Below are 24,211 nucleotides of genomic sequence, written 5' to 3'. Positions count from 1 at the left end.
TGATCTCATAACCGAATCCGCGGATCGAACAGCGTATAGCTGATATCGGTGAGCAGCAGCCCGACGATATAGAGCACTGAGCCGAGGAACACCATGGCGCGCACGATGGCGAAGTCCTGGTTGTTGATGGCTTCGATGGTGTAGCTGCCCAGCCCCGGAATGCCGAAGAAGGACTCCATGATCAGACTGCCCATGAACAACAGCGGCAGCAGCACGACCACGCCGGTGAGAATCGGGATCATGCCGTTCTTGAGCACGTGCACGAACAGAATCCGCAGGTCCGACAGGCCCTTGGCGCGGGCGGTGCGGACATAGTCCTTGCCGTATTCCTCCAGGAATATCGTGCGATACCAGCGCGTGCCCGAACCAATACCGCCCACCACGCCGATAACCACCGGCAGCACCAGGAACTTGGCCATGTCCCAGCCGGCGTCGAAACCGGAAATGGGCACCAGATTCATCAGCTTGCCGGCCACGTACTGGCCCGCGATGATGTAGAACAGCGGCGAGATCGACATCAGCAGCACGCAGAGCACTACGCCGCCCCAGTCGATGGCGGTGGAGCGAAAGAACACCAGCAACAGCCCGAAGGTCACGTTCACCAGCATGCCGACGATGAGCGTGGGCACGGCCAGCGCCAGGCTCGGGCCCATGCGTTCGAGAATGTCCGACGAAATCGAGCGCCCTGCGTCCGAGCGGCCGAACTCGAAGGCGAGCACCTTCACCGATTTCTGAAAGAACAGCGTCTCGGTGATGCTGTCCAGGCCATCGGCCTGTTCGTTGTAGATATAGGGCAGGTCGTAGCCGTGGGTGGCTTTCCAGGTTTCGATGGCCTCGGGCGTGACGCGCTTGAAGCCCAGCTGCATACGGGCGATATCGTCGGGCGTATTGACCACGAAGAACAGCAGGAACGTAATCAGGTTCACGCCGATGAGCACCGGAATGGCGTAGAGCGCACGGCGGATGATGTAGGCCAGCATCAGCGCGGCCTCCGACGCAGGGCGCCATGCTCGCGGCGCCGGTAGATCCACACGCCCGGCAGCAGCAGCGCGATCAACAGCGCGAGGCCGGCAGCGAGCGGCCAGAGCACCGGGTTATTCCATTCGCGGCGTTTTTCGGCGCGCAGCGCGCCGTCCAGGCGCAGGTATTTGAGCGAACTCTGGATCATGCCGTTGGGTTTGGTGTTGTGCAGCCACTGGTGGTACAGCGCGTACTGGCGCGGGAAGTAGCCCCATTGCCAGGGCGCGTCGCGGCGCAGGATCGTCAGCATGCGCTCGATGATGGCCTGGCGTTCGGGGCCGTTCTCCATCACCCGCATCTGACGAAACAGGCGGTCGTATTCGTCGTTGGCATAGTTGGCGTAGTTCGAGCCGGCGTGCTCGGCGGTGCCGTTGGGCCCATAGAGCTGGGACAGAAAGTTTTCCGGGTCCGGATAATCGGCCATCCAGCCGCTGCCGAAATAGATCTGGACATTGCCCTCGGCGATCTTCTTCTGGAAGCGCGGCCAGGTGGTCGCGCGTACCACCAGCTGAAGACCGAGCTTGTCGAACTGCTGGCGCATCCAGTCCATCTGGGTCTTGAACTCGGGGCCGGTGGCGGGTGTGTCGATATTCACCAGCAGCGACTGGCCGGTGTTCGGGTCGATGCCGTTGGGGTAACCGGCTTCGGCGAGCAGCCGCCGGGCAGTATCGATAGGCTTGCGCACGGCCTCGCCATCCACCCAGTCATACACCACCGGGTTCATGCCGGCCTTGCCGTCCTGATAGCCGAACAGCCCGGGCGGGATCGGCCCCTGGGCGACGATCCCGCGGCCGTTGAGAAACAGCGGAATATAGCTTTCCATGTCGATGGCGATCGAGATCGCCTGGCGCAGCTTGCGCCCCGAGTCGTCCAGCCCGCCGACCACATCGTCGTTGAGGTTGAAGCCCAGATAAAAGATGCCCGGCAGCACCGTCGTGGCCAGCGACATGCCACGCTCTGCCATGGTGGCCGTGAGGTTTGGATTGCCCTCGGCGTCGATATTGATGGCCTGACCGAAAGCATCGTCGCTGATGCCGGAGACGTCGTAATAGCCCTGCAGGAACTTGTTCCAGTAGGGGATCGATTCCTGCTCGCGCGAGTACACCGCCCGCTTGATAAAGGGCAGTTCCTTGCCGGCATCGGCCAGCAGTCCGGCGGCACGGTCGCCGTCTTCGCCTTCGCTGGGATAGCGCTGGCCGTGAAAGTTGGGGTTGGCCTCGAGCACCATGCGCTGGTTCGGGTTGTTCTCGGTGAGCATGTAGGCGCCGGTGCCCACCGGGAACGTATCCAGGCTGATATTGCGTGATTTGAGCGCGGGCTGATCGTAGAAGCGGGTGACCTCGGGCGGCACGGGGGCAAAGAAGGCCAGCGCCAGCCAGTAGCGCAGCTGCGGATACACGCCCTGTACGCGGATTTCGTAGCGGTGATCGTCGATTACCCGGGCGCCGTCGAAATCGAATGCGGTGAGGTCGAGCGATTCGCCGGGTGCCAGCTTGGCGCGCGCGGTGTCCAGGCGTTCACGCAGTTCGGCCAGGCCCACGATATGCGCGCTCATCAGTCCGAAGATCGGTGAATTCACTTCGGGGCTCGCCAGGCGCTTGATTTCATGCACGTAGTCGCCGGCGCGCAGTTCGCGCGTGCCCTGGTGTTCGAAATCGGCCGGGCGGCTGATGCCCACCATGTCGGCTGCGCTCAGCTCGGCATAGCGCGGGCTGCCGTCAGGGTTTTTCGCGAACGCCGGATGCGGCTGGTAGCGAATGCCGGGCCGGATATCGATGGTGTAAACGCTGGTGGCCACCTCGGCGGCGGGCGTATCCGCGGGCAGCGGATTGTCCTCGGCGTCCAGATACTGCGGCTCGGGCACTGCGGTCGCGGTGGCCGGAATCAGCGTATAGGGCCGCTTTAGGTAGTGATACTGCAACGGCGGCTCGTAGATCGCGCCGGTGAAGCTGGCCTCGTCGGTGGCATAGGAGCGGGCCGGGTCCAGATGGCGCGGCGGCTCGCGAAACGAGCTGTAGTAGATATCGCTGTCGCGATCGGCATCCGGATAAGGATTGTTCCAGGGGCCGTTGCAGGCGCCGGTGGCGAGCACGACGAGTGCCGCGACAAGCAGCCGCAGGCCGTTCAGGCGGGACATTCGAGCAGGATTCGCGATAAGCGCATGCCGTCAATGTAGACGATCGTGAAACACGTCCCAAGCCGTTTCGTCGGCGTGCGCCCCACCTTCGTCGTATGGAGGCCGCGCCAGCCGCGCTGGCACATTGGATCGAATAACGAAACCCTATGCGATCGAGGAGTGTGGCATGACCTATCAGGCCGAATTCGAACAGGCCCTGCGCGACCCCGAAGGCTTCTGGCGCGAAGCCGCCGGCGCGATTCGCTGGACGCGCGCGCCGCGCCAGATCCTCGACGCCAGCCGTGCGCCGTTCTATCGCTGGTATGCCGACGGCGAACTCAATACGGCCGATAACTGCCTGGATCGCCACGTTGAAGCCGGGCGCGGCGACGTGACCGCCCTCATCCACGACAGCCCGGTCACCCAGTCGCAGCAGCGCTACAGCTACGAGCAGCTGCGCGATGCGGTAGCAAAGTTCGCCGGCGTGCTGCACGGCCAGGGCGTGGCCAAGGGCGACCGCGTGATCATCTATATGCCGATGATCCCCGAAGCGGTGATCGCCATGCTGGCCTGTGCGCGCATCGGCGCGGTGCATTCGGTGGTGTTTGGCGGCTTTGCCGGCGCGGAACTCGCCAAGCGCATCGACGACGCCAAGCCCAAGCTGGTGCTCTCGGCCTCCTGCGGTATCGAGCCCACGCGCGTGGTCGAATACAAGCCGTTGCTCGACCGCGGCCTGGAACTCGCCGAGCATGCCGTCGAACGCTGCGTGATCTTCCAGCGTGAAACCCGGCGCTGCGAACTCACGCCGGGCCGCGATCTCGACTGGGTCGACGCGCTCGCCGACGCCGAGCCGGTGGATTGCGTGCCGGTGGCCGCCACCGACCCGCTGTATATCCTCTATCCCTCCGGCACCACGGGTAAGCCCAAGGGCGTGGTGCGCGACAACGGCGGCCATGCCGTGGCCATGCACTATTCCATGCGTGCGGTATACGGGCTGAGCCAGGACGACGTGTTCTGGACCGCCTCCGACGTGGGCTGGGTGGTCGGCCATTCCTATATCGTCTATGCGCCGCTGCTGCTGGGCTGCACCTCGGTGATGTACGAAGGCAAGCCGGTGGGCACGCCCGATGCGGGCGCCTTCTTCCGGGTGATTGCCGAGCACAAGGTGGACGTATTCTTCACCGCGCCCACGGCCTTTCGGGCGATCAAGAAAGTCGACCCGAACGGCGAGCTGGCCCGGCAATACGACGTATCCAGCCTGCGCGCGCTGTTTCTGGCCGGCGAACATACCGATCCGGATACCGCGGCCTGGGCCGGCGAGAAGCTCGACGTGCCCGTAGTCGACCACTGGTGGCAGACCGAAACCGCCTGGCCGATGAGCGCCAACCCGTTGGGGCTCGAACAGCTCGACGTGCCGCCCGGCTCGGCGGGCCGACCCGTGCCCGGCTACGATATTCGCGTGCTCGGCGCCGAAGGCGAAGAAATGCCCAACGGTGAAATGGGCGATATCTGCGTGAAGCTGCCGCTGCCGCCGGGCTGTTTCCCCACGCTCTGGCAGAACGACGAACGCTACAAATCGTCGTATCTCGAGATGTTCGACGGCTATTACCGCTCCGGCGACGCCGGCTATTTCGACGCCGACGGCAACCTGTGGGTGATGAGCCGGGTGGACGACATCATCAACGTGGCCGGCCATCGTCTATCCACCGGCATGATCGAGGAAGTCATCGCCGCCCATGGCGACGTGGCCGAGGCCGCCGTGGTGGGTGCGGCCGATGCCGACAAGGGCCAGCTGCCGGTCGCCATGGTCGTGCTCAAATCTAGCGCCACGCGTGCAGCCGAGGAGATCGTCGCCGAACTGGTGGCGATCGTGCGGGATCAGATCGGCCCGGTGGCGGCATTCCGCCATGTGGCGATCGTGGATCGACTGCCCAAGACACGCTCCGGCAAGGTGGTACGGGCCACCCTGCGTGAAATCGCCGACGGCAAGGACTGGACGACCCCGGCCACGATCGACGACCCCGCGATTCTCACCGACATCGAAACCCAGCTCGGTCATATCGGCTACGCCAGGCGCCGCGCGGGCTGACCGCGCTGCCCTCGCCGGCGCCACGGGGCGCTGCGGGCCCGGGTGCTGCGCCGGGCTGCATGCGCTACCGTAGCGCGTGCTGGCAGCTGCCTTGCCGCGTTCGAAAGCGTCGAACGCCGTGGTCCCTGTAGTTATCGAGTCACGCTGCGATAGGCTGGTTGCGCCCGGCTGTTTTGCAGAAGCCGTGGGTTGCGGCCGATGACGATAAAAGGGCTCGCTCGCGCGCGCCGAGGCTGGCGTGGCCGATAAAGGTCGATAATGGCGGTTAACGATACGCAATCTATGAAATACACACGCAGCGCATGGCACGGTCGATTGGTACGGGCCGCGATACAGGCCGCGATCATGCTTGGGCTCGCGGCGAGCGCGCCGGCCTTCGGCGACGATTTCTCGGACGCCATCACGGCCTATCAGAAGGGCGACTACGATACGGCGCACGATCTGTGGGCGCCGTTGGCCGAAGCCGGCGATGCGCGTGCCCAGTTCAATCTGGCCCTGCTCTACGGCAACGGCCTTGGCCGTGCGCTCGATCGCGAAACGGCAAGACGCTGGTTTCAGGCCGCCGCCGAGCAGGGCAACGTGCAGGCGCAGTACAACTTGGCGCGAATGCTGCAATCCGGCGACGGCGTGGAGCGCGATATCGCGGCCGCGCGCGACTGGTATGAAAAGGCGGCCCGCCAGGATTTCGCGCCCGCACAGAACAATCTCGCTCTGATGTATCTCGAAGGCCAGGGCATGCCGCGCGATCGCGCGCGGGCCGTGCGCTGGTTCAGCCGTGCCGCGCAAAGCAATCCGGAAGCGCGCAACAACCTCAACGGGCTGGCCATGCGCCTGCCCCAGGCTCGGGTCATGGCCGGTCTGGTGAATCTGCGCGCTGGGCCGTCGATGCAATCCCAGATCATCGATCAGGTCAGCCGGGAAGATACCGGCGTATTGCTCGATCAGCGTGCTGGCTGGTCGCGGGTCTGGTTCGTGGACTACGACAGCATCGGCTGGATCGCGGATCGATTGATTGCGGTCGACCGGACCCGAAGCGAAGCGTCGGCCAACGTTGCCGAGGCCGAGCCGGAGGCGCCCGCCGATGCGCAGGCCGCCGCCGATACGGCCACGGCGTCGACGAATTCTGGCGGCCGCCCGTCTTCCACTGCAGGCCAGAACGAAACGTCGACCTCCGAAGGCGAACAGCGCGCGAACGCCGGCCAGTCGGCTGCGCCCCAGGGGCCGTGGTATACGGTGGCCAGCGGTTCGGCAGAGCTGCGCGACGAACCCAGCACCGACGCGTCGGTGCGCGATCGCCTGGCCTACGGCACCTCGGTGAAAGTGCTGGAGCAGCGCCCGGGATGGCGGCGTGTGGAACGCGCCAACGGCGAAGCAGCCGGTTGGGTGGGCGCCTTCGTGCTCGCCTCCGACGATGCCGCGAACGCGCGGGAAGCGGCCCAGGCCCAGGCTGAGGCCCAAAACCAGGCCCGCGCCGAGGCAGAAGCGCAAGTCCGGGCACAAAACAGCACCGTGCGCGAAGCGCCGGCCGACGTGGGCACCGGCGGCGGCTGAGTGTGGCCCGGGGCGCGTCTGGCCAGGGGCGTTCGCGCCTGCAGGCCCGCTATGCGCCGCCTAGCGCTAAGCGCATCACGTAGTCGTCCATCACGAAACCGTTGCCGATCGATTTGACGTCCTCGCGCTCGATTTCGAACCCGGCATGCTGGTACATGGCCACCGATGCCGCGTTATCGCGGTTCACCCGCAGGCACAGGGCACGGGCATCGAGCGCGCCGGCGACCTCTCGAGCCCAGCCGATAAGCTGCCCGCCGATGCCCTGGCCGCGGTTTTCGGCCAGGATGTAGAGCTTGTCGAGCCAGGCGATATCGGTGCTCTGTTCATCGGGCGACACCGCGGCAAATCCGACCGGCGTGTCTTCGACCCAGGCGAGCACGAAGCGCGTGCCCTGTGCCTGCTGGTCGGCGATTGCCGTGGCGCTGTATTGGCTGGCGAGCATATAGTCGATCTGCTCGCGGCTGATGATGCCGGGGTAATGCTCGTGCCAGATACGATGCGCGAGTTCGCCCAGCTGCTGGTGGTCGGCTGCGCCGGTCGCGGGTTTCAAAAGGCCGTGGGTCATGGTTGGCTATGGCTTTTCTGGGTCAAGCGCTCGCGCACCGCGCTGGCATAGTGCGGGTCGGCCAGCAGTGCCCGGCCGCGCCGGGTTTCGCGTAGCCGAGTTTCGAGCCAGCGCAGGCGCCGTTGCAAGCGTCGGGCGGGGTCGCCATCGGTCTGTGCGGTGCGCAGCAGGTCCTCGATATCGCGAATTTCGCGCCAAGCTTCGATTTCCGGCGGTACGTAGCCTGCGTTCTTGAGCAGCCGATAGCCGGCCCGCAGCTCGGGCGGCACGTCGCGTGCAGCGTCGCGTGGCAGCGGCTTGCCGGCGCCTTCGAGATTGTCGAACTCGCCGCGTTCGGCGGCGGCGTGAATATGCGCGTCGGCAAGGCGGTCGAGCAGGCTCATGGCGATCGGTTCAATGCGGTGGGTAGCGGGTGCCGGCGTTCAGTGTAGCGGCGCCTGGCGTGGCCTGCGATCCGCGGCGTATGTAACGCTGTCATGGCGAGTTTCGTAAAATGCATTTTTTTCGCCGCCTCGTGGTCGCTCGTGGCAAGCGACAGGGCGCGAAGACAGGGGTAGCCGATGACAGAGTTTCTCGCCCCGGCGCTGGACGGCGCCGACTACAGCGATCGCGTGGAGGCCAATGGCCTGGAGCTGGCCTACGAGCAGTTCGGCCGCGACGAGCACCCGGCGCTGCTGCTCATCATGGGCCTGGGTACCCAGCTGACCGGCTGGCCCGATGCCTTCTGTCGCGCGCTGGCCGATACGGGCCTGCGCGTGATCCGTTTCGACAACCGCGATATCGGCCTGTCGAGCCAGCTTGGCAGTCGCGGCCCACGCTACGACGGCGCCCGCAGTGCGTTCATCAAGTCGTTGTTCGGCCGGCGAATCCGCACCGCCTATACGCTCGACGACATGGCTGCCGATACGGTGGCGCTCATGGATGCGCTGGGTATCGAGCAGGCGCATCTGGTCGGCGCCTCCATGGGCGGCATGATCGCGCAGTTGGTCACCGCGTACCATCCCGACCGGGTACTCACTCTGACCTCGATCATGTCCACATCCGGGGCCCGGCGGCTGCCACGCGGGCGTCTGAAGGTGCTCATGCGGCTGGGCAAGGCGCCGCGCAACAACGATCCGGATACCGTCGCCCGGCATATGGCCAAGACCATGCGCATGATCGGCAGCCCCGACTACGGGCGTAGCCTGGAAGACTGGACCAGCGAGATCCGGCGCAACGTCAAGCGCAGCTATCGCCCGGCCGGCAGCCGGCGCCAGATGCTGGCGGTGATGGCCGCGCCGTCGCGGGTGGAAATGCTGGGCCAGATCACCCAGCCGGCGCTGGTCATTCATGGCAAGGCCGATCCGTTGTTGCCGGTCAAGCACGGCCGCGATACCGCAAAACATCTGCCCAACGTGCGCTACGAAGAGGTCGAGGGCATGGGCCACGACCTGCCGCCGCGGCTATTGCCGGCGTTTGTGGACTGGATCGCCGAGCTGGTGCACGGCGACAACGACGGGCGTCCGGCCTAGCCAGCGATCGCGCCGAGCGCGTCAGCCGAAATCGAAGACGGCCTGGTCGCCGGCGGCGGGCGGGCGCTCGAAAAGGCTGCTGTCGAGCGCGATACGTCGGCGGGCGCCGATGCCGGCCCGTCGGCAGGCCAGTTCGAAGCGTTTGGCCAATAGCTGGGCGTGTACGCCGGTGCCGCGCATGCGCGTCCCCCAGTTCGAATCGTAGTCGCGTCCGCCGTGCATCTGCTGAATCAGGCTCATGACATGGGCTGCGCGTTGCGGGTAGTGGGTTTCCAGCCATTGCCGGAACAGATCGGCCACGCCGTGGGGCAGGCGTAGCAGTACGTAGCCGGCGGTCTGGGCACCGGCCGCGGCGCCGTGCTCGATCAGCGCTTCGAGTTCGTGGTCGGTGATCGCCGGAATGACGGGCGCGACGAGCATGCCCACCGGCACACCGGCCTGGGCGAGCGCTCGAATCGAGCGTAGGCGCTGCTTCGGGCCGGCCGCCCGCGGTTCGAGACTGCGCTTGATGGCGGGATCGAGGCTGGTCAGGCTCATCATCACGCTCACCAGATTGCGCTCGGCCAGGCCAGCGAGCAGGTCCACATCGCGCTCGATCAGCTGGCCCTTGGTAATGATCGACAGCGGCTGGTTGTAGCGCAGCGCCACCTCCAGCAGCGCCCGGGTGATGCCCAGCTGTTTTTCGTCCGGCTGGTAGGGGTCGGTATTGGCGCCGAGGGTGATCGGCTCGCAGCGATAGTTTGGATCGCGCAGCTCGGCTTCGAAGCGTGCCGCGGCATCGGCCTTGTAGTAGATCTCGGTTTCGAATTCCAGCCCGGCAGAGTGGTCGAGATACTCGTGGGTGGGCCGCGCGAAGCAATAGATACAGCCGTGACTGCAGCCCTTGTACGGGTTGATGGAGGCATCGAAGGGCACGTCCGGCGAGCTGTTGCGACTGATCACCCGCCGTGCCGGGTCGGGGTGCAGATGCGTGGCCGGCCGCTCGATATCTTCCAGGTCCAGCGTGGCCCAGCCGTCGTCGAAGTCTTCGGCATGGGCGTTGGCAAAGCGCGAGACCGGGTTGGTCAACGCGCCCCGGCCTTTATGGTGGATCGGTCGATGCGGCATGCTGATAACTGTATGCATGAACAGTTTTGAGGGCAAGCACCCTCTGCCGGGCGGCTAGGGGGCAATCACCTTGCCGGCCCAGTCGAACAGCTGGCCGCTGTCCTCGGGCGTGAGCTTCGCGATTACCTCGAGCAGATGCTGGGCCGCGGTGTCCGGCGTTTGCAGCTGCTTTTCCGGCACGTTGCGCTGAAACGGTTCGGACAGGCCGGTGTCGACCGTGCCCGGATGCAGGCCCACGCACACCAGCTGCTTCGAGCGTCGGCGCAGCTCGATCGCGGCGGTACGGGTGAGCTGGTTCTGGGCGGCCTTGCTGGCGCGATAGGCATACCAGCCGCCGTAGCCGTTATCCGAGATCGAGCCCACCCGGGCCGACAGGCTGGCGATGACCGCGCGCTCGCCGTGGATGAGCAGGTCGTGAAAATGCTTGATCATCAGGATCGGCCCCGCGGCGTTCACCGCGAACGCGCGGGCCAGATTGTCCGGGTTAACATCGGCCAGCTTCTTCTCGGGCCACATATGCTTGCCTTCATGCAGGATCCCGCCGCACGTAATCAGCAGATCGAGCCGGCTCGTGAGCGTACCCACCTGTTCGCGAGCCGCAGCGATACTTGCACCGTCTGCAAGATCGAGCGCACAGGTCTGCAGGCGCTCGCCGTGCTGTTGGGCCAGTTCGGCGAGCGCGGAATGGCTCTTGGGATCGCGCGCGGTCGCGATCACTCGGCTCGACTCGTCGGCCGCCAGAAGCCGGCGTACCAGGGCGAGCCCGAGCCCGCGACCGCCGCCCTGAACAAGACAGATCTTTGACATGGCCATTCCAGTTTTCGATACGTTAGCCGCTAGTACTTCTCAAGCGTGTTGTGTCGATGCACGGCGCAGGCGCCGGCGAGCTGCGCGAGCGAAATAAATCTATAAGAAAAGACGTGCAGGTTGAGCATGACATCGCTTACCAACGAGTATTACAGCCTGAGTGCGACGGCAGCGGGGACCACCGCGGCGCTTAGCGACACGCCGCCCACGCGCCTGCTACAGCGCCAGATCGATCGCGGCTTCAGGCAGCTGCGATTCATGCCCGAGCTGGAGCCGGCCTTTCAGGCGTATCTGCGTGTATCCGGTCAGTTCAGCCGGGCAAGCCTGATCGTATTCGCGGTACTGGGCGTGTTGGTATCCGCGTTGATCGACGTGGCGTGGCTGAATCTGCCCCACGAGCTGTGGTTGCCGACCCGGCTTATTCAGTTCGGCGCCATGGTGCCGATGGGCCTTATCTGCATCTTCCTGTGTCTTCGTCATTCGGCGAGTCGGGCGATGGACGTGGGCACGCTGCTGTTGTTCGTGACCGTGTCCGCGGGGCTGCTGGCCCAGCGCGTGGTCGATTCCCAGCTTGGGTTCGAGCTGCCGCTGGAACTGGTCGGGGTGAGCGCGGTCGCCATGCTGTGCCTGTCGCGCGTGCCATTCTGGTCCCAGATGCCCACCCTGCTCGTCGTTGCCCTGATCACGGTCTGGGTCGAGTTGACGGCGGTCACGCGCTTGTCTTCGAGCCACTACGATCTGTTCGCGACCGGGTTATTGTTTCTGGCGGCTCTCGTGGCGGGCTATGCGTCGGAATACACCATCCGCTGGACCTGGTTGAATGCCACGCTGCTGCAATACCTGTCTCGGCTGGACCGGCTGACGGGGTTGCTCAACCGGCATGCGCTGGAGGATCAGCTCGAGGACGGGCAGGCGCATGCGCGCCGCGAGCAGCTCGACTATGCGCTTGTCATGGTCGATGTCGATGCATTCGGGGCCTACAACAATCATTACGGGCATCAATGCGGTGACCGGGCGCTGCAGCGGGTTGCAGACGTCTTGGCCGAGCATGCGCGCCGCCCCATGGACGTTTGCGGGCGCTACGGCGGTGAAGAGTTCGTGCTGATGTGGATGGATTGCGACGCCCGCAACGCACGGACGATGGCAACCGCGCTCTGCGAGGCGATCGAAAAGGAGCGTATCGAGCACCACTGCTCGCCCGCGGCCAAGCACGTTACCGCCAGCGTCGGCCTGTGTCATGTCAGCGCGGCGTATGCGCACACGTCGCTGGATTCGGTGTTGCGCGAGGCCGATCGTATGCTCTATGCCGCCAAGAGCGCGGGTCGCAACCGCATGTGTTATAGCTGCTATGACGACAACGCCCGGCCCTTTCAGTCGCCCTTGCGCGCCGCGCCTGTCAGTAGATAAGCCAGGTCAGCACCACGACCCCGAGTACCGCCCACACCACGGCTGCCACCACCCGCCGGCGAATCGCTGCACGTACCGACGAGGCGAGCATGGCCAGGCCGATCACCAGAATCAGAAGGCTCAAGATAGAGTCGTTGATGCCCAGCGCGCCGGTCAGCCCCTGGACGAAGCTGTCGATCGCGCCGTAAAGGTTGTCGAACAGCCAGCCCAGGGCATCGACGATGAACCGGATGACGGCGCCGAGCTTTTCGCCGATCCAGTGGAAAAGATTGTCGCTATCCATGCGTATGCAGGCCGGTGGCAGGAAATGAGGTCTATCCGCCCAGTGTACCGGTAACGTCGCGCTGGCAAGCGATCCGGGGGTTCGCCGCAAAGCCGGGCGTTTGGCCCCGACCCTGCGACAACCCTCTATTCAGGATCAGTCCGACGCTTTCTGAACTTCCTGGCCGGCTTTCTCGATATCTTGGCCGGCGCCTTTCATGGTGTTGCTGCAACCACTCATCAGGGCCAGGGAAAACACGGTCAGGGCCAGTACGGCCGCGATTTTGGAGCGATTCATGGGTAGCGTTCCTTGGATGCGAAATGGGCGGTAAGAAATACAGCTCGACGTTCGCTGAATATAGGCCATGGCAGGGCAGTGAAACCAGAGTTTCGTGTCTCGCAACGAGGAATCCGCCGCCTATCGCGGCGGCAGCACGCGGTCGTGCAGCACCCGCCGCAGTACGAAGCTCGAATGCACGCCGGATACCCCTTCGATACGGGTGATGTGTTCCAGCAGCAGGCGCTGGTAATCGTCCATATCGGTGACCGCGATACGCAGCTGGTAGTCGGCCTCCTGGCCGGTGATGAGCAGGCATTCCTGGACCTGCGGCAGGGCAGCGACGCGGGCCTCGAAATGCTCGAAGCGTTCCGGCGTGTGCTGGTCCATGGAAATGAGCAGCAGCGCGGTCAGGCCGTAGCCCAGGGCGCGATCGTTCACGCGGGCGTGATAGCCGGTGATGACGCCGGCCTCTTCGAGCGCGCGAACCCGGCGCAGGCAGGGCGAGGGCGACAGGTTGACCGCCTCGGCCAGCGCCTGGTTGCTGATCCGGCCATCGGCCTGAAGCAGTTCGACAATCTGGCGATCGAAGCGATCCAGTTCTACGTATTCGCTGCGGTTTTTCATGAAGCGCAATAAAGTGACCGTTGGTCTTCAATTAATAGCAGGAAATTGCGCATCGGGCGAGCTCGCGCGGATCTTTTGCAATCCTGTGCCGACCCACAGGCGTTAGACTATGGGTCAGGCAGTCGTGCAGGCACGGCTGCCCAGACCAAGCGATCAGCCGAGGACAGACCATGAGCCGTTTCGACCACCGCAAATATCGCGCAGCCCCCCGGGTGCCGGCCTTCAACCGCACCTGGCCGGATCGCGATCTGGAAAAAGCCCCCATCTGGGTAAGCGAAGACCTGCGCGACGGCAACCAGGCGCTGCTCGAGCCGATGACGGTCGAACAGAAACAGCGGCTCTGGAAGCTGCTGGTGGACGTCGGCATCAAGGAAATCATGGTGGGCTTTCCCTCGGCCAGCCAGCCGGACTACGACTTCGTGCGCTGGTTGATCGACGAGGATCAGATCCCCGAGGACGTGACCATCGCCGCGCTCACGCAGTCGCGCGATCACCTGATCGATCGCACCTTCGAATCGCTGGAAGGCGTGGACAAGGCCATTATCCATCTCTACAACTCCACCTCCACGGTGCAGCGCGAGCGCGTGTTCGAGATGGACGAGGACGGCATTATCGATATCGCCGTCAAGGGCACCCAGCGGGTCAAGGAAAACGCACAGAAGCGCCCCGGCGTGCACTGGCGGCTGGAATATTCGCCCGAGAGCTTTTCCTCCACCGAGGTCGAGTTCTCGGTACGCATTTGCGAAGCGGTCATGGACGTCTGGCAGCCCACGCCCGACGACAAGATCATCTTCAACCTGCCCAACACGGTGGAGCTGGCCGGCCCGCATCACCACGCCGACCAGATCGAATATTTCTGCCAGCACATCAAGAACCGTGACAGCGTGATCGTGTCGGTGCATACGCATAACGATCGCGGCGGCGCCGTGGCTGCGGCCGAGCTGGCCATGCTGGCCGGTGCCGAGCGCGTGGAAGGCACGCTGCTGGGCAACGGCGAGCGCACCGGCAATATGGATATCGTGATTCTGGCCATGAACCTCTACGGCCAGGGCATCGACCCCGAGCTGGATCTGAGCGATCCGGACGAGATCATCCGCGTGGTGCATGAATGCACGGGCATTCCCCTGCATCCGCGCCATCCCTGGGTAGGCGAGTTGGTGTATACGGCGTTTTCCGGCAGCCACCAAGACGCCATCCGCAAGTCGCTGCGCAAGCAGGGCGAGGACGAACACTGGCAGGTGGCCTATCTGCCCATCGACCCGCGCGATATCGGCCGCGATTATCAGGCCGTGATCCGGGTGAACAGCCAGTCCGGCAAGGGCGGCATGGCGTTTTTGCTGGAGCGCGATTTCGGCATCAGCCTGCCGCGCTGGATGATGCTTTCGCTCGCTCCGCATGTGCAGGCCGAAAGCGAGCGTGTAACCGGCGAACTCTCGAGCGGACGCATCCGCGAACTGCTGTTCGAGCATTTCTCCCGCCAGGAGCCCTTGACGCTGGTGGACTACGGCCTGCGTCGCGGCGAGGACGGCCAGACGCTGGACGTCACCCTCTCCGACGGGCGCCAGCGTATCGAGCTGCAGGGGCGTGGCAACGGCCCGCTTTCAGCCTTCATCGATGCCTGGCATCGCCATACCGGCGAAGAAATCGCGGTGGCGGATTATTCCGAGCATGCCCTGTCGGCCGGCAGCGATGCCGATGCGATTGCCTTCGTGCAGCTGCGCAAGGACACGCTGCGTATCCCCGCGGTTGCCGAGGACAGCGACACGGTGAGTGCTGCGCTCAAGGCGATTATTGCCGCGCTCAATCTCTCGCGCGAGGAAGACGAAACCGGCCAGCGTGGCGGGCTGACCGCACTGGCGAGCTAGGACTACGTCTTACGACCTCGCGCTAAAAAGCCGCCACGGGCCGATTGCCCGTGGCGGTTTTCTTGCGTCTACAGATAACGCATCCACGGCTGCGGCGAGCGCCGTTTGAGCCGCCCGAACCAGGCACAGGCCAGGCCCAGCGGTGGCGTGAGCAGGATCGCGATCAGCCATACATAGCCCATGGTCGGCACGCTGAACAGGCTGCCCTCATTCGCGCCTGCGTAGTACAGCGCACCGAGGTTGAGCAGGTGCAGTACGTACAGATGCAGCAGATAGAAGAACAGCGGCGCGCCGCCGAATACCGCCAGCATGCGCGCTGCGCCGGCCGGCACACGCTCGAGCGCGGCCAGTAGCAGCGTACCGATGCCCAGCGTGAAAAGGACGAAATCGGCCGACGGGGGATACTTGGTCAGATTGAAAAACGACATCGCCGTGCGCAGCCCGCTGTCGCCGGCCTGCCAGGGCACGGGTTCGCCGTAGCCGTTGATCACGCGCAGCACGACGAACGCCGCCAGCAGCGCAAGGCCCGTGCCCCATAGCAGGCCCGCCCGCACGTTCGGGTCGCGATCCTTGGCAAACCATGGCCCCACGCTATAACCGAGCGCGATGACGCCAATCCAGGGTAGCAGCGGATAGGAGGTCTGGGCGGCGATGCCCAGGGGCAGATCGATTACGCCGCGATCGTGCAGGATGGTCCAGAACACATAGCCGAAGTCGCCGGGCGCGAACGCGATCGGGTCGAGCAGGTTATGTCCCAGCACGATGATCGCACCCAGGGCTGCGAGCACGAGCCGGGGCAGGTGTACGAGGGCGGCCAGCGCAATCATGCTCAGGCCGATCACCCAGATCACCTGCAGATACAGTTTTTCCGGGGGCAGGGCGAAGGTCCAGGCGAAGTTCACCAGGGTAAGTTCCAGCACCACGAGGAACAGCCCGCGCTTGAACAAAAACGCGCTCACATCGGCGCGGCTGCGCTGGGCGCCATAGAGCCAGGCCGACAGCCCGGTCAGCGCCACGAACACCGGCGCACACAGATGCGCCGCCAGGCGCGAGAAATACAGCGCCGGCGTGACCTCGTTCACGTCCATCGGGTCGGACACCTGCGCATGCAGGAAGAAGAACTCGCGGGCGTGATCGACCAGCATCAGCAGCATCACCAGCCCGCGCAATGCGTCGATGGACTGGATACGCGTCCGGCTGGCGACCCGGGCGGGGGTGTCGAACCCTGTGGCGTCTGCGGCGCCAACCGTCTGATTCATGAGCGCTTCTCGTCGAAAATGCGCGATGTTATATCATCGCGAGCCGACATGCCCGGATTGACGCAAGCGACGACGCCTGCTGCGCTCAGCGTTCGAGATTGGTTGCCGTCACCGGGGCGGCATCGTTGCCCCAGCTGCCGCGAATATAGGTCATGACTGCGGCCAGATCCCGGCCGTCCAGATCGTAGAACGGCGGCATGCCGTGCGGGCGCGGATTGCCTTCGGTGGCGGCAGCAAAACCGCCTTGGCGGATCATGTTGGCTGCGTTGATCGGGTTGTCCATCGTGACCACGCGGTTGCCGGCCAGTGCCGGTGCGCCCTCACGACCCTTGCCGTTGTCGCCGTGACATTCCGCGCAGTTGTCGGCGTAAATCTGTCGGCCTTCGGCCATGGCTTCGCGCCGCCCGTTGTCGCTCATGCGGATCAGGCGCAGTGGCGAATCCACCGACACCGCCGGTATCGATCGCAGATAGGTCGCCATGGCGCGGGCGTCGTCGTCGTGCATGTATTGCAGGCTTTCGAAAACGACATCGGCCATCGGCCCCATCATGGCCGCATGTTCGCGCTTGCCGCTTTGCAGGAAGGCCGCGGCTTCCGCGAGTTCCATATGCTGGAGCCCGGCCTGCTCCGGATCGGCCAGCGGCGGCGCATACCAGCCGTGAATCATCGCACCCGGCGCGTCGTCGGCATCGTTGGTCGCGCCCAGGCGCGCCCGGGCGCGATGGCAGGCATCGCAATGGCCCAGGCCGGCCACGAGTTCGCGACCCCGGTTCCAGTCATCGCTTTGCTTCGTGTCGGTTTCGATTTCGCCGGCATCGAAATACAGCATCTGCCAGACGTTGAGCAGGCTGCGATAGCGATAGGGAAACCCCAGTTCGTGGTCGCCATGACGTTGTTCAACCGCTGGCACGCTTTGCAGATAGGCATAGATCGCGTCGATATCATCGCGCGGCACGTGGGTATAGTTCGGGTACGGGCAGGCCGGATACATCGGCGAGCCGTCGGCGCGTTCGCCGTTATGCAGCGCGTTGTAGAAATCGTCCGCGCTCCAGTTGCCGATGCCCGTGGTCGTATCGGGCGTGATATTGGGGGTGACGAACGTGCCGTAGTCGCTGGCCAGTGCCAGCCCGCCGGCATAGTCCGCGCCGCCCGGTGCGGTGTGACAGCCCGCACAGTTGCCCAGCCGGGCCAGATATTCGCCGCGTTCGAGCCTCGCCTGATCGGCCGCGCTGGCCGTGCAGGTCAGGAATGCCAGGGCCACGCTGGCCAGCACGAGAATACGATTGCGAAACACGATCTAAGACTCCGGCACGGGCACACTGCCGCATTCCAGCGGCGGATCGACCACGGCATTCGCCACCGGGCGCGTATCCTCGGGAATCGGCTGAGACGCCAGCCAGGCCGCCACCGCCTCGACATCGCGCCCGCTCAGGCGCTGGGTGATATCGGCCATGCAATCGGGCGCCGCGGCGTGGCGGGTACCTACCTGCCAGGCACCGAGCTGGGCCATGATGTACTGGCGCGGCAGCCCGATCAGCCCCGGGGTGTTGGGTTCTACGCCGGTCAGACGATCGCCGTGGCAGGCGGCACAGGCCGGTATGCCGGCCTGTTCGTCGCCGCGGTGTACCAGCTGTTCGCCGCGCTCGGCGAGCGCTGCCGTCGGCGCAGCGGCCGGTGGCGGGTAGGGCGCATGCTGGTCCGCGAAGTAATCCGCGATCTCATAGAGATAGTCGTGAGACAGATGCGCCACCATATGATTCATGCTGCGGTTGCGCCGACGGTAGTCCTGATAATTCACCAGCTGGTTATAGAGATAGCCGGCGGGCTTGCCGTGGATCCGCGGCACATAGCCGTCTTCGAGTTCGACGCCCTGGGGGCGGTGGCAGGCGGTACAGGCTTCCAGCCGCTCGGCCATGGGGTCGTTGTTCGCTGTGTCGTGAGCCGCGGCGCTCGTGGCCAGGCACGCCAGCCCGCCGAGCAGCGCGCCGATTAGAAGAACTCTTTTAGCGGGCACGGTCGCGGCATCCTTGAATCGAGAGGGCGGCATGGCATTGCTCGACTATTATCGGCCGATACGCCGCCGCGACCAAATCGGAGGCCGGTAACGGGCGACGTTCCGGTGGGCCGACGCGCACGTACGCAGCGATACGGATAGCGCGTAATCGGGGTGCCCCTTACGGTTCATCGCCGAGCGTGCTTCAACAATCACGCCGCGTGCCGATAGGAGTATGTATGGCCGATACCCGTGACGATGAACAGCAGCCGCCCCAGCGCGAGGTGATGCGCCTGTTCGAGCGACCGATTCAGATTCGTTCGTTCATCATGACCGCGATTCTCGTCATCCTGACGCTCTACACGCTCTACTTCGCGCGCTTCATCTTCATACCGGTCGCGCTCGCACTGATCTTCAACCTGCTGCTGGGCCCGCTGGTCACGCGTATGCAGCGGCTCTATATCCCGCGTTGGATCAGTGCGCTGTTGCTGATCGGCAGCTTTGCCGCCGTCGTGGTCTACGGCTGCTACATGCTCATGGGGCCCGCGCAGTACTGGATCAAGCACGCGCCCGAAGCGTTTACCTCGTTCGAGGAGAAAACGTCTCAGCTGCAGCAGCAGATCCAGGACATGAACGAAAGCACCGAGGAGATCAAGAAGGCCGCCACCAAGATGATCGGCAAGGCGGCCAACCAGGGCCAGACCATCAGCATCAACGACGAAAGCCTGCGCGATCAGATCGTGACCAACCTGCAATGGTCGGCCGGCATCCTGTTCATGACCCTGATCATGCTCTACTTCATGCTGTGCGGGCGCGGCTTCGTGTTTCGAAAGTTGCTCATCATGACGCGAACCGGGCGAAGTCGGCGCAATGCGGTTCGTATCGTGCGCCATCTGCAGAGCGATATCAGTCGCTACCTGCTCACCGTGACCGCGATCAATATCCTGCTCGGCACCAGCGTCGCGCTGGTTTTGTGGCTGATCGGCCTGTCCGACCCGATGCTCTGGGGCGTGCTCGTGGGCGTGCTCAACTTCGCCCCCTATGCCGGCGCGGCGATCTCGCTGGCCGCGATCACGCTGGCGTCGTTTGCCACCTTCGACACTCTCGGGCATGTGCTGGCCGCGCCTGCGGCCGTGTTCGCGCTCAACGTGCTCGAGGGCAATTTCGTCACGCCGGCCATCCACGGCCAGCGTTTCGAGATGAGCCCCTTGATGGTGTTCTTCGCGCTGTTCTTCTGGGGCTGGCTGTGGGGTGTGGCCGGCATGCTCATGGCCGTGCCGCTGCTGGTGGTGTGCAAGGTGACCTGCGATCACATCGAAGAGCTGCGCCCGCTGGGGCGCCTGCTGGGGCGTTAGACCGCGTTTTCGACCTGGTCGACCAGTCGCGCGAGGCGGGTACGGCTTTGTTGTAGCGCGTCGAGCTTCTGGTCGAGCGCGCTCAACTCGTGCGCCAGCGTGGCGCGCACGCGATCACAGGGGTCGAAATGCGGCGCGTCGTCGACCAGGCACGGCAACAGTAGCGCCACGCTGTCGAGTTTGAGGCCGGCCTCGTTGAGCTGCCGTACGAGCGTTGCCTGGCGCAGATCGGCCTCGCTGTATTGGCGGTAGCCGGCGGCACTGCGGCGGGGCGTGAGCACGCCGCGGTTTTCGTAATAACGCAGCATCCGCTCGCTGATACCGCTGCGCTTGGCGAACTCGCCGATATGCATGGCACTCAATAGGTATTGACCTTGACAGTACTGTCAGGGCGCAGGATCGGTTCGTCAATCACACGATGGATCGTCGTCATGTCTTGTTCGTTCAAATGCCTGTGCATGCTGTTATTGGGCGTCTGTGCGCGCGTGGTGGTGGCGGCGCCCGCCGCTAGCGAGCGACCGGCACAGCCGCTGGTTATCATCATCCACGGCTATGCGGCCACACCGGCCGATCACTGGTTTGGCTGGCTCGAAAACGCGCTGACCGAGCGCGGGATCGAAGCTCGTCGTATTGCGCTGCCCGACCCCACGGCCCCCAAGCCCCGTGCCTGGGCCGAACGGCTCGATCTGTTGACCCGCAATACGCAACGGCCGGTTTATTTCGTGGCCCATAGCCTGGGTGGTATCGCCCTGCTGGCGTCGTTACAGCGGCGTATCGATGCCGACCCGGCAGGCGCGCACTGGGCCGGTCTGGTACTGGTATCGGCGTTTGCCGACCCGTTGCCTGCCTTGCCGCAACTCGACGCCTTCGTCGCGGCGCGACTCGATTTCGACGCGATCCACGCGCATGTCGATCGGCAGCTTGTGATAACCGCTCGTGATGACCCGATCGTGCCATTCAATTTGAGTATGGCATTGGCCGAGCGGTTGCACTCACCGTTGCTGCTCGCGCCCGACGGTGGCCATTTTCTCGGCCGCGACGGCTATACGCGGTTGCCCGCGGTGCTGAGCGCTCTGCGCGATATGATCGGTGCGGGCAACGATCGGTTCGGGTGTAACGCCAGCCTTTAGCCAGGCCCACATCGGCCGGCGCATTGCGTTGCGGCGCAGCGCGGTTTTAGAGAACCTTGCCGGGGTTGAGCAGCCCGGCCGGATCGAGCGCCTGTTTCATCCGTTGCATGAGCGCGATCTCGCCGGCGCTGCGGGAATAATCCAGAAACGGTTTCTTGAGCAGGCCGATGCCGTGCTCGGCAGAAATGGAGCCGCCGTATTCGCGCACCAGCGCATAGATGGTGCGCTCGACGGCTTCAAGTGGTTGTGGCTGCTGGTCGATACTGACCGACAGATGCACGTTGCTGTCGGCGATATGGCCCCAGCCGAGCACGCGCGCGCTGGGCCATTGCCCTATCAGCCCTGCGTGCGCCCGCTCGATGAAGACACCGATATCGCCGATCGGCACGCTGATATCGAAATCGATACGCGGCGAGAACACGCGGCTGAACTCGCCGGCCAGGCCGCGCAGTGTCCACAGCCGCTCGCTGTCTGCCAGCGAGTGGGCCAGCACCGCGTCCACGACCAGGCCCTCGGAGAGGGCGCTGGCGATGGTGTCTTCAAAGCGGGCCTGATCGGCCTCGGGATCCGTGCCGAGCGTATCGAGCAGAATATAGGCCGTGTGGTGCTCGTCCAGCGGCGGACGCATATCGTTCGCCTCAAGCGCGAGACGATAGAAGTCCGGCCACATCACTTCAAACGCCGATAGCGTGGGCCCGAGGCGCGCTTTCGCATGGGCCAGAAAAGCGAGTACCGAATCGTAGTCCGAGACTGCACACAACGCGGTGCATTCACTCGTTGTGGCCGGGAACAGGCGGAGTACCACGCGCGTGATGATGCCCAGGGTGCCCTCGCTGCCGATGAACAGATGCTTGATGTCGTAGCCGGCGTTGTTCTTCTGCATCTTGTTGAGCGACGTCACCACGCTGCCGTCTGCCAGCACCACTTCCAGGCCCAGCACCAGATCGCGTGCCATGCCGTAGCGCAATACACGGTTGCCGCCGGCGTTGGTGGCGATATTGCCGCCGATCTGACAGGAGCCGCGTGCGCCCAGATCCAGGGGAAAGAAAAAGCCGGCCTCGGCGGCGGCCTGTTGCACCCGTTCCAGCGGCACGCCGGCCTCGACCGTCATGGTGGAAGCCGCTGCATCGATTTCCTCGATCGCGCGCATGCGTTCGAGGCTGACGATCACACAGCCGTCGACCGGTGTCGCCGCACCGGTCAGGCCCGTGAGCCCGCCCTGGGCGACGACCGCGCAGTCGTAGCCAGCGCAGATCTCGAGCGCGCGAGAGACGTCGGCGGCGTTGTAGGCATAAACGAGCGCGGCCGGCTGTTCATGGTCTGCGAGGGCCACGCCCCAATCGCTGCGGTGGCGGCTGGGGATGTGCTCGGGCGCAACCACGCGGCCCGGGTCGAAGGCGGCTTGCAGGTCGGCGAGTAGGGCCATGGGGCGTTTCCTCTGCTGGCGCTTGTAAGCGGTCGAGCGCCGGGGCTGTGGTCAGCCCGGCGGTGAACAGGTTCTCGTGTGCCTAGCTCAAAAAGCGCACGTACAGGTAACACAGCGACAACACCGCGAGCGTGATGATCGCAAGCGCACTCCAGGCGTTGAGCCATGCCGAGGGCCGATCCTCGGGCGCGACCGAAGCGCCGTTGATCGTGAAATGATTCAGCGCCGCCAGCAGCGGGCTGATCACCGCCGACGTAATCATGGCGAAGTTGATGAACAGCCAGAAGTTGCTCATCAGAAAATACAGAATGAGTACCGCCAGTACCGAGAGCGCCGCCATGGCCATATAGAGCTCGCCCTGGCGCTGCCCGACCCGAGCCTGCTCGGACTGCTGCCCGGATCGGTCGCGGGCCAGGCTTTCGAACACGGCGACCACCACGCGCGGAAAGCCGTCGAGCACGGTCAGCAGCGTGGTCAGTAGCACCGTGAAGATGGAAATGCCGACCACGAAACCGCTCCACGGCCCCAGCGTGGCGACATAAAGATCCACCACCTGGTTGGCAAACCCGACCGAACCGGTGGCCAGATTGATGTTCTGGCTGTGCAGTACCCCGGCGCCCATGATCACGAAGCAGGCGGCAATGAGGGCCGAGCCGATATAGCCGATATCGAAATCGGTTTTTTCCTGTCGGCTGTCGGCGCGGGCGCCGTTGGTGTCGTTACGCGCGAGCGACCACAGCGAGTTGACGATGGACAGCGACAGACCGGACGGCATGAAACCGAGTACAGCCACGAGCGTTACGAACGTGGTGTGGCTCAACAGCGGCGAAACGGCCGTGCTGGGGTAGAAGCTCCAGTCCACGTTCGGCAGTGCCAGCGCGGTGGCAATGATCGTGGTCACGCTGAGAATGGCGATGAAGAGCTTGTTGACGGCATCGACAATCGCATAGCCGCCGACGTAGATGATCACGCAGCAGGCCGCAATGAGCACCGTGGCAAACGTCGGCGCGCTGAGCGGAATACCGAGCAGATTGCCGCCCACGCCGGCCGTGGTGATCGCAATCGCGGCCACGATGATCGCGAACACCGGGATCTGGACGAGGCCGAACAGAGCCACCACGGCTTTGCCGAACGTCTGTCGGTAGCCTTCGACAAGCGAATTGCCGGTCTTGCTCGCATAGAGCGGGCCGAAATAAAAGCAGGGATACTTGATCAGGATGGCGAGCAGGATGAAGGCCAGCAGGCCGGTGCCGTAATCAGCGCCCGCCCGTGTGGCCTGGACGACATGGGAGGTGCCGATCGCCGCGCCTGCGAACAGAAAACCCGGGCCGATGGCGGCCAGATACCGGGATCGCCGCGCAGCCGGCGGCGCCGCGTCCGATGACGTATACGGCTTACTGTGATGGTCACTCACTTCATATCTCCTCGAACGCACCGCTTCGCACCGGCCTCGACTGGCTTGAGCAGCTGATATTTTATTGTATTTTCGAGATTTTTCGCGATTTTGGGTTATAGCGGGCCCGCTTCAGAACATGGGCGATCCCGGTATGTCAGCGATCGGTATGTCAGCGATGCGGCGCCTCCGATACGAATCGCGCGTGCTTGTACGGTTCGCCAGAAAAGCGAGGGCCGCGCGCACGTACTGCTGTGGCCGCCAGCGGGGCCGCGCACAACGGGCGCCGAGCGGCGTTGGGTCCGGGCTGGCTCATGGATGACATCTCCTGGGCACGCTGAAACGAAAACGAATCCGCCCATCACGCTGTCACGTGTTCTGGCGGTATGTTGTCGAATCGGGCTGTTTTTGTTTTGTCGCCTGCTTCAATAGTATGCGTCGATGCGTGCGGG

General features: G+C 64.5%; 22 protein-coding genes. 7 read left to right on the top strand and 15 right to left on the bottom strand.

Features of this window, described 5'->3' with window-relative positions; genetic code table 11:
• Positions 1 to 5 precede the first annotated feature (5 nt).
• Complete coding sequence (locus C84B14_RS02205; RefSeq protein WP_353221666.1) at positions 6 to 980, bottom strand: ABC transporter permease; 975 nt, start codon at positions 978 to 980, stop codon at positions 6 to 8.
• A complete protein-coding gene (locus C84B14_RS02200) occupies positions 980 to 3,157 on the bottom strand; it encodes an ABC transporter substrate-binding protein (RefSeq protein ID WP_353221665.1) in 2,178 nt (725 codons plus the stop codon). Before C84B14_RS02200 ends, C84B14_RS02205 begins: the two co-directional genes overlap by 1 nt.
• Before the next feature lie 166 nt (positions 3,158 to 3,323).
• On the opposite strand from C84B14_RS02200, the gene C84B14_RS02195 reads away from it, so the two are divergent.
• Complete coding sequence (locus C84B14_RS02195) at positions 3,324 to 5,225, top strand: AMP-binding protein (protein WP_353221664.1); 1,902 nt, start codon at positions 3,324 to 3,326, stop codon at positions 5,223 to 5,225.
• Between the two features lie 282 nt (positions 5,226 to 5,507).
• On the top strand, positions 5,508 to 6,776 hold the full coding sequence (locus C84B14_RS02190) for an SH3 domain-containing protein (protein ID WP_353221663.1): 1,269 nt from the start codon (positions 5,508 to 5,510) through the stop codon (positions 6,774 to 6,776).
• A gap of 49 nt (positions 6,777 to 6,825) precedes the next feature.
• Here the strand turns inward: C84B14_RS02190 and C84B14_RS02185 are convergent, their stop codons facing one another.
• Positions 6,826 to 7,341 carry a GNAT family N-acetyltransferase gene (locus C84B14_RS02185; protein ID WP_353221662.1) on the bottom strand — a complete coding sequence of 172 codons (516 nt, stop codon included), beginning with the start codon at positions 7,339 to 7,341 and terminating at the stop codon, positions 6,826 to 6,828.
• Positions 7,338 to 7,724: a DnaJ family domain-containing protein gene (locus tag C84B14_RS02180; RefSeq protein WP_353221661.1), complete on the bottom strand. Its 387-nt coding sequence runs from the start codon at positions 7,722 to 7,724 to the stop codon at positions 7,338 to 7,340. Before C84B14_RS02180 ends, C84B14_RS02185 begins: the two co-directional genes overlap by 4 nt.
• 177 nt (positions 7,725 to 7,901) lie before the next feature.
• On the opposite strand from C84B14_RS02180, the gene C84B14_RS02175 reads away from it, so the two are divergent.
• Positions 7,902 to 8,852, top strand: a complete 951-nt coding sequence (locus tag C84B14_RS02175) for an alpha/beta fold hydrolase (RefSeq protein WP_353221660.1) — start codon at positions 7,902 to 7,904, stop codon at positions 8,850 to 8,852.
• Positions 8,853 to 8,873: 21 nt separating this feature from the next.
• Here the strand turns inward: C84B14_RS02175 and C84B14_RS02170 are convergent, their stop codons facing one another.
• Both C84B14_RS02170 and C84B14_RS02165 read right to left on the bottom strand, forming a co-directional pair.
• Positions 8,874 to 9,977, bottom strand: coding sequence for a PA0069 family radical SAM protein (locus C84B14_RS02170; protein ID WP_353221659.1), 1,104 nt, complete (start codon positions 9,975 to 9,977; stop codon positions 8,874 to 8,876).
• Between the two features lie 36 nt (positions 9,978 to 10,013).
• Positions 10,014 to 10,766: an SDR family oxidoreductase gene (locus C84B14_RS02165; RefSeq protein ID WP_353221658.1), complete on the bottom strand. Its 753-nt coding sequence runs from the start codon at positions 10,764 to 10,766 to the stop codon at positions 10,014 to 10,016.
• A 126-nt stretch (positions 10,767 to 10,892) separates the two neighbouring features.
• On the opposite strand from C84B14_RS02165, the gene C84B14_RS02160 reads away from it, so the two are divergent.
• On the top strand, positions 10,893 to 12,173 hold the full coding sequence (locus C84B14_RS02160; RefSeq protein ID WP_353221657.1) for a GGDEF domain-containing protein: 1,281 nt from the start codon (positions 10,893 to 10,895) through the stop codon (positions 12,171 to 12,173).
• Here the strand turns inward: C84B14_RS02160 and C84B14_RS02155 are convergent.
• The 3 genes from C84B14_RS02155 to C84B14_RS02145 form a co-directional block, all read right to left on the bottom strand.
• Positions 12,163 to 12,456, bottom strand: a complete 294-nt coding sequence (locus tag C84B14_RS02155) for a hypothetical protein (protein WP_348766388.1) — start codon at positions 12,454 to 12,456, stop codon at positions 12,163 to 12,165. The two genes, C84B14_RS02160 and C84B14_RS02155, sit on opposite strands and share 11 nt — an antisense overlap.
• A gap of 135 nt (positions 12,457 to 12,591) precedes the next feature.
• Positions 12,592 to 12,732, bottom strand: coding sequence for an entericidin A/B family lipoprotein (locus tag C84B14_RS02150; RefSeq protein ID WP_348766387.1), 141 nt, complete (start codon positions 12,730 to 12,732; stop codon positions 12,592 to 12,594).
• Positions 12,733 to 12,852: 120 nt separating this feature from the next.
• Positions 12,853 to 13,338, bottom strand: a complete 486-nt coding sequence (locus tag C84B14_RS02145; RefSeq protein WP_353221656.1) for an Lrp/AsnC family transcriptional regulator — start codon at positions 13,336 to 13,338, stop codon at positions 12,853 to 12,855.
• Positions 13,339 to 13,508: 170 nt separating this feature from the next.
• Here C84B14_RS02145 and C84B14_RS02140 point away from each other — a divergent pair, with 170 nt between their 5' ends.
• Entirely contained in the window at positions 13,509 to 15,203 is a 1,695-nt protein-coding gene (locus C84B14_RS02140) for a 2-isopropylmalate synthase (protein ID WP_353221655.1), read from the top strand.
• A 68-nt stretch (positions 15,204 to 15,271) separates the two neighbouring features.
• Here the strand turns inward: C84B14_RS02140 and C84B14_RS02135 are convergent, their stop codons facing one another.
• The 3 genes from C84B14_RS02135 to C84B14_RS02125 form a co-directional block, all read right to left on the bottom strand.
• Positions 15,272 to 16,462 (bottom strand): acetyltransferase domain-containing protein, encoded by a 1,191-nt coding sequence (locus tag C84B14_RS02135; protein ID WP_353221654.1) that lies wholly within the window; start codon positions 16,460 to 16,462, stop codon positions 15,272 to 15,274.
• Positions 16,463 to 16,547: 85 nt separating this feature from the next.
• The gene (locus tag C84B14_RS02130) at positions 16,548 to 17,756 is read right to left on the bottom strand and encodes a c-type cytochrome (RefSeq protein ID WP_353221653.1); all 1,209 of its coding nucleotides are present in this window, start codon (positions 17,754 to 17,756) and stop codon (positions 16,548 to 16,550) included.
• A 3-nt stretch (positions 17,757 to 17,759) separates the two neighbouring features.
• On the bottom strand, positions 17,760 to 18,509 hold the full coding sequence (locus tag C84B14_RS02125) for a c-type cytochrome (RefSeq protein WP_353221652.1): 750 nt from the start codon (positions 18,507 to 18,509) through the stop codon (positions 17,760 to 17,762).
• A gap of 185 nt (positions 18,510 to 18,694) precedes the next feature.
• On the opposite strand from C84B14_RS02125, the gene C84B14_RS02120 reads away from it, so the two are divergent.
• Positions 18,695 to 19,810: an AI-2E family transporter gene (locus tag C84B14_RS02120; protein ID WP_348765600.1), complete on the top strand. Its 1,116-nt coding sequence runs from the start codon at positions 18,695 to 18,697 to the stop codon at positions 19,808 to 19,810.
• On the opposite strand, the gene C84B14_RS02115 is transcribed toward C84B14_RS02120, so the two are convergent.
• Positions 19,807 to 20,163, bottom strand: a complete 357-nt coding sequence (locus C84B14_RS02115) for a MerR family transcriptional regulator (RefSeq protein ID WP_353221780.1) — start codon at positions 20,161 to 20,163, stop codon at positions 19,807 to 19,809. The genes C84B14_RS02120 and C84B14_RS02115 overlap by 4 nt on opposite strands.
• Before the next feature lie 78 nt (positions 20,164 to 20,241).
• Here C84B14_RS02115 and C84B14_RS02110 point away from each other — a divergent pair, with 78 nt between their 5' ends.
• On the top strand, positions 20,242 to 20,940 hold the full coding sequence (locus C84B14_RS02110) for an RBBP9/YdeN family alpha/beta hydrolase (protein WP_353221651.1): 699 nt from the start codon (positions 20,242 to 20,244) through the stop codon (positions 20,938 to 20,940).
• A gap of 46 nt (positions 20,941 to 20,986) precedes the next feature.
• Here C84B14_RS02110 and C84B14_RS02105 read toward each other — a convergent pair whose 3' ends face one another.
• Both C84B14_RS02105 and C84B14_RS02100 read right to left on the bottom strand, forming a co-directional pair.
• A complete protein-coding gene (locus C84B14_RS02105; protein ID WP_353221650.1) occupies positions 20,987 to 22,366 on the bottom strand; it encodes an FAD-binding oxidoreductase in 1,380 nt (459 codons plus the stop codon).
• 82 nt (positions 22,367 to 22,448) lie between these two features.
• A complete protein-coding gene (locus C84B14_RS02100; protein ID WP_353221649.1) occupies positions 22,449 to 23,780 on the bottom strand; it encodes an NRAMP family divalent metal transporter in 1,332 nt (443 codons plus the stop codon).
• Between the last annotated feature and the right edge of the window lie 431 nt (positions 23,781 to 24,211).

Source organism: Salinisphaera sp. C84B14 (genome assembly GCF_040361435.1).
Taxonomy (GTDB): domain Bacteria; phylum Pseudomonadota; class Gammaproteobacteria; order Nevskiales; family Salinisphaeraceae; genus Salinisphaera.
Note: the sequence above shows the minus strand (reverse complement) of the source record. Positions and strands in the feature narration are given on the sequence as shown.

Excerpts from the sequence above, each read along its gene's own strand:
- C84B14_RS02110 (WP_353221651.1), top strand. The coding sequence starts at position 20,242 with ATGTCTTGTTCGTTCAAATGCCTGTGCATGCTGTTATTGGGCGTCTGT.
- C84B14_RS02120 (WP_348765600.1), top strand. The coding sequence starts at position 18,695 with ATGGCCGATACCCGTGACGATGAACAGCAGCCGCCCCAGCGCGAGGTG.
- C84B14_RS02105 (WP_353221650.1), bottom strand. The coding sequence starts at position 22,366 with ATGGCCCTACTCGCCGACCTGCAAGCCGCCTTCGACCCGGGCCGCGTG.
- C84B14_RS02135 (WP_353221654.1), bottom strand. The coding sequence starts at position 16,462 with ATGAATCAGACGGTTGGCGCCGCAGACGCCACAGGGTTCGACACCCCC.
- C84B14_RS02160 (WP_353221657.1), top strand. The coding sequence starts at position 10,893 with ATGACATCGCTTACCAACGAGTATTACAGCCTGAGTGCGACGGCAGCG.
- C84B14_RS02125 (WP_353221652.1), bottom strand. The coding sequence starts at position 18,509 with ATGCCGCCCTCTCGATTCAAGGATGCCGCGACCGTGCCCGCTAAAAGA.
- C84B14_RS02145 (WP_353221656.1), bottom strand. The coding sequence starts at position 13,338 with ATGAAAAACCGCAGCGAATACGTAGAACTGGATCGCTTCGATCGCCAG.
- C84B14_RS02200 (WP_353221665.1), bottom strand. The coding sequence starts at position 3,157 with ATGTCCCGCCTGAACGGCCTGCGGCTGCTTGTCGCGGCACTCGTCGTG.
- C84B14_RS02195 (WP_353221664.1), top strand. The coding sequence starts at position 3,324 with ATGACCTATCAGGCCGAATTCGAACAGGCCCTGCGCGACCCCGAAGGC.
- C84B14_RS02205 (WP_353221666.1), bottom strand. The coding sequence starts at position 980 with ATGCTGGCCTACATCATCCGCCGTGCGCTCTACGCCATTCCGGTGCTC.
- C84B14_RS02170 (WP_353221659.1), bottom strand. The coding sequence starts at position 9,977 with ATGCATACAGTTATCAGCATGCCGCATCGACCGATCCACCATAAAGGC.
- C84B14_RS02180 (WP_353221661.1), bottom strand. The coding sequence starts at position 7,724 with ATGAGCCTGCTCGACCGCCTTGCCGACGCGCATATTCACGCCGCCGCC.
- C84B14_RS02185 (WP_353221662.1), bottom strand. The coding sequence starts at position 7,341 with ATGACCCACGGCCTTTTGAAACCCGCGACCGGCGCAGCCGACCACCAG.
- C84B14_RS02140 (WP_353221655.1), top strand. The coding sequence starts at position 13,509 with ATGAGCCGTTTCGACCACCGCAAATATCGCGCAGCCCCCCGGGTGCCG.
- C84B14_RS02155 (WP_348766388.1), bottom strand. The coding sequence starts at position 12,456 with ATGGATAGCGACAATCTTTTCCACTGGATCGGCGAAAAGCTCGGCGCC.
- C84B14_RS02150 (WP_348766387.1), bottom strand. The coding sequence starts at position 12,732 with ATGAATCGCTCCAAAATCGCGGCCGTACTGGCCCTGACCGTGTTTTCC.
- C84B14_RS02175 (WP_353221660.1), top strand. The coding sequence starts at position 7,902 with ATGACAGAGTTTCTCGCCCCGGCGCTGGACGGCGCCGACTACAGCGAT.
- C84B14_RS02190 (WP_353221663.1), top strand. The coding sequence starts at position 5,508 with ATGAAATACACACGCAGCGCATGGCACGGTCGATTGGTACGGGCCGCG.
- C84B14_RS02165 (WP_353221658.1), bottom strand. The coding sequence starts at position 10,766 with ATGTCAAAGATCTGTCTTGTTCAGGGCGGCGGTCGCGGGCTCGGGCTC.
- C84B14_RS02115 (WP_353221780.1), bottom strand. The coding sequence starts at position 20,163 with ATGCATATCGGCGAGTTCGCCAAGCGCAGCGGTATCAGCGAGCGGATG.